Origin of the sequence: Crocosphaera chwakensis CCY0110, assembly GCF_000169335.1 — a bacterium.
In the GTDB taxonomy this organism is placed as follows: Bacteria; Cyanobacteriota; Cyanobacteriia; order Cyanobacteriales; family Microcystaceae; genus Crocosphaera; species Crocosphaera chwakensis.
The window spans coordinates 1-3,890 of record NZ_AAXW01000124.1 but is presented as its reverse complement, the minus strand read 5'-3'; the positions used below and the strand labels follow the sequence as shown (position 1 = coordinate 3,890).

Annotated in this window: 3 protein-coding genes; all 3 read left to right on the top strand. The window is 38.6% G+C overall.

The features are described from left to right. The coding region (locus CY0110_RS27425; protein WP_008278931.1) for a tetratricopeptide repeat protein at positions 1-943 on the top strand (943 nt) is incomplete at its 5' end. Between the two features lie 271 nt (positions 944-1,214). Next, entirely contained in the window at positions 1,215-1,892 is a 678-nt protein-coding gene (locus tag CY0110_RS27420; RefSeq protein WP_008278930.1) for a tyrosine-type recombinase/integrase, read from the top strand. 380 nt (positions 1,893-2,272) lie between these two features. Further along, positions 2,273-3,890: DUF3854 domain-containing protein (locus CY0110_RS27415; RefSeq protein WP_008278929.1), on the top strand; the 1,618-nt coding region annotated here is incomplete at its 3' end.

Here is a 3,890-nt window from a genome sequence, read left to right as displayed (position 1 = left end):
GGGGAGAAGAGTTAATCAAGAAATAGAGGAAGCTAAATTATTATGTAAAGAGTTAGGATATTTACCATTAGGATTAGAACTGGTAGCTAGATTTTTAAAACGTCGTCCAAATTGGTCAATTAGTCGATATAGAGAAAGATTAAAACAAAATCATTTAGAGACTAAAGGACTAAAAGAAGCTTCTGAAGAAATGACAGCCCAAGAAGGCGTAAAAGCAGCCTTTGATATTAGTTGGGAACAGCTAAATAAAGAAGCCAAAGAAATCGCTTTATATTTAAGTTTATTTGAAGTAGCTCCCATTGAATATCACTTAATTAAAGAAATATCCCATAGAGAAAATGAAGATGATTTAGAAGAAATATTAGAAGATAGTTTAATTAATTCAAATTTAGTTAAAAATTTAGGAAATCAAAGATATGAGATACATACTTTAATTCATCAGTATTTAAGAGAAAAGTTAGAAGCTTCAGAGTTAGCTGAAATAGCTAAGGAAGCATATTGTCAATTAATAGTGACTATTTCTCAACAAGTATCAGACACTCCTATCCAAAGTGAAATTAAAGAATTAACCTCAATTATTCCTCATTTGATTGTAGGAGCTAAAGAGTTAAATCAATGGATTAATGATGATGATTTAATATGGGTTTACCTTGGTTTAGGTAGATTTTATGAAGGGCAGGGGCTTTATAAACAGGCAGAACCTTGGTCTAAACAGTGTTTAGATATTGTTAAACAAAGACTAGGAGAAGAGCATCCAAATGTGGCAACTAGCCTCAATAATCTGGCTGAATTATACAATGCTCAAGGAAGATATGAAGAAGCGGAACCCCTGTATAAAAAAGCAATAATGATTGCTATAAAAACATTAGGAGTAAATCATCCGAATACACAAACTATTATTAATAACTATAATCAAATGACTAATAAAAAAAAAGATTTGTAGTAGAAAAAGTATTAAAAATAGTAATATAAAATCCGTTTGATTACTCATAGTTAAAAGTATTCGGTAGTGATTCCCATGTAGTGGAAAAATTTTAAAATGACTACTAGGGGGATCGCCGATGATCGGATCACGGATAAATATTCTGTGTTTTAGGGTAAGATGAACCCAAATACTTGACGAAAGGGTAGTTAGGTTAAACATCTTCTTTCTGATGGAGAACACAAAGCAGATATAATCAAGCTTTAAGCCTAATGACTTGACGAAAGCCTACATGAAAGTTAACGGACATGGGCGAGCCAAGATTTTAACCATAGAAGAGATCCAGATATTATTCTCTAACGGGTTAAAACTGGAACGAGATCGGGTGCTGTTTGGGGTGATGTTGTTTACGGCCTGTCGAATTAATGAAGCTTGTACCTTGAGGACAACAGATGTCTATGATCGTCGTGGCCGTGTCATGGATGAGGTCATCTTCCGTAAGGAAAACACTAAGGGGAAATTGGCCACTAGAACCATCCCAGTGTTTGAGGATTTAAGGATACTGCTGAGTAACTACAGGATAGATCGCGCGGAACGCTACTTATTCCCTGGAAGGTTAGAAGGACATATACAACCGGATAGCGCGTCTAGAATCTTTAGGAAAGCCTGTATAAGTGTGGGAATTGTTGGGGCATCCACTCACAGCTTCAGGAGAACAGCGTTAACTCAGATGAGTAATGGAGGAATTCCGTTGAGGGTGATCCAGGAGGTGAGTGGTCATAGAAATTTGGGACAGCTTCAAAAATATTTAGAGGTTCAACCGGAACAAGTTCGTGGTGCGATCGCCAGTTTGTCCATGTTGAGTCCTGGGTATGGGGGTGGGGGGGATAAAGACAAAATAAGTAGAAATCTTGACCTCGATACTCATCCTGAAGTGAATTTGAGTATCCCTGATGTAATAGATGATTAGACTTTAATAGTTAATGATCTTACTCAAAATTCTTGATTTAGTCTAGATATTTAGGGTTAAATGCGGTTAGGCAGATAATTCATAAACGTTTCTTATTGATTTAGTTGTGTATATCTCTGCAAAGAATTAGAATCTCTTTTATATATTACTGACAAAAAAAAAGGGGGGTTGCCTTTAATGAAGTTTTAATTACTTAATTTGAATCCGGTCTGAAAAACCCGATCGCAGAAACCAGTTAACTTCACCAAAAGGGGAAAACCCTTACCTAAAAATCTTTATACTATTTTGAAGTTTACCGTTTTTTTTGTGGATATAGATCATTCAACTAGGTAATGAAACTCAGATAACCCCCTTGTGTAGCACCACAAGAGGACTGGTGAATGGATGCCACAAAAATTAAGCAGGAATTTATCAACCTTTCAGCGATCGCCACTAACGTTTACGATTTAGCGGTCAAAATCGTCCCTGACATCGAAATTAACCCCATTACCAAAGAAGTGATGGGAACACCCCTGTATGACCTCATGGGCTGGAAATACACCCGATTTGGTCATCAGGCTAAACCCAATCTACTAGGGGCTACTTTCTTCTCTGAAACAGGAGAACCCTGGCAAAGTAAGCTCTTTGGTTTCTTTGACAGTGGTAAGCGAACGGGAAAATATTACGCTCAAGCTGGAATCGGCGACGTTCCCTACATTCCCCCCGTCCCCCAAGAAATTCGCGAAAATATTGCCCTTAAATACGACCTTACCCCTCCTGATGAAGATCAGGCATTTTGGCCATGGTTCACCCAAAATCAAACAATACCCCTAGTCCTCGATGAAGGGGGCAAGAAAGCCCTTTGTACCCTTTCAGGGGGTAATGCCTCAGTTTCTCTGTTTGGCTGTACCTGTGGGGCAAAATGGAACGCTCTGAAAAAACGCCACGAATTAATCCCCCAACTTAAACCCCTAGTGGCTGACCGAAAAGTTATCATTACGCTAGATCAAGGGGACACTAAACCGTCATCCATTAAGGCGGTTAAACAAGGCATTAAACGCTTAGGGAAAGCCATTAAAAATGAAGGAGGACAACCATTAGTCGCCGTTTGGAACCGAGAACTAGGTAAGGGCATCGATGATGTAGCAGCCAATCATGGCCACAAGAAAGTACAAGAAATCTTAGATAACGCCATTCCCTTCGATGAATGGTTAGGGGAGCAAGTTGAAACCGACTATTTAACCTACTTACCCTCTGTCAAGGTTAATCAACGTTACTTCACTGTTGAAATTCCCGATAATAAGTTAGTGGGCATCAAAGGGGTTCAAAACACAGGGAAAACAGAACAGTTAAGCCGGCGTTGTCGTAGAGCTATCAAGAAAGGGCGGCCAATCTTCATTCTCTCCCACCTAGAAAATTTAGCCAGAGCATTAGGGGAACGGTTAGGAGTTCCTTATCGAACCGAAAGAGACCCAGAAGGACGGGTTTTAGGATATGCCTTGGTGACGGATTCTTTAAGACCAAAATATAAAGGGTTTGACGCAGACCATTGGCGAGGTACAGAACCCATCGTTATTTTAGATGAGTGTGAACAGGTGATCTGGCATACCCTAAATGGTGAAACCGACATTAAAGAATATCGAGTTCAAGTTCTCAAGCAACTGAAAAAACTTTTAAACCAAGCTTATCAAATAATCTTGGCTGATGCTGACCTTTCTGATGAGAGCATTGAGTTTATTAACGGGTTATTAGATGAAAAGGTTGACCCTTATATTATGGTCAATGATTATCAACATGAAGGATGGGATTATTTTACTTTCTCTTCGACCTTAGAATGGCATTCAAGACTAATGAAAAAAGCCAAGCAAGGGAAAAAGTTATTAATCTTAACGGCTGCTCAAAAAGTAACGTCTAAGAACGGAACAATATCCATTGAAAACAGATTACTCTCAGAATTTTCCCAGGACGAAATCTTAAGATATGATAGTGAAACCTTAACAGAAAAAGGACACCCGGCTT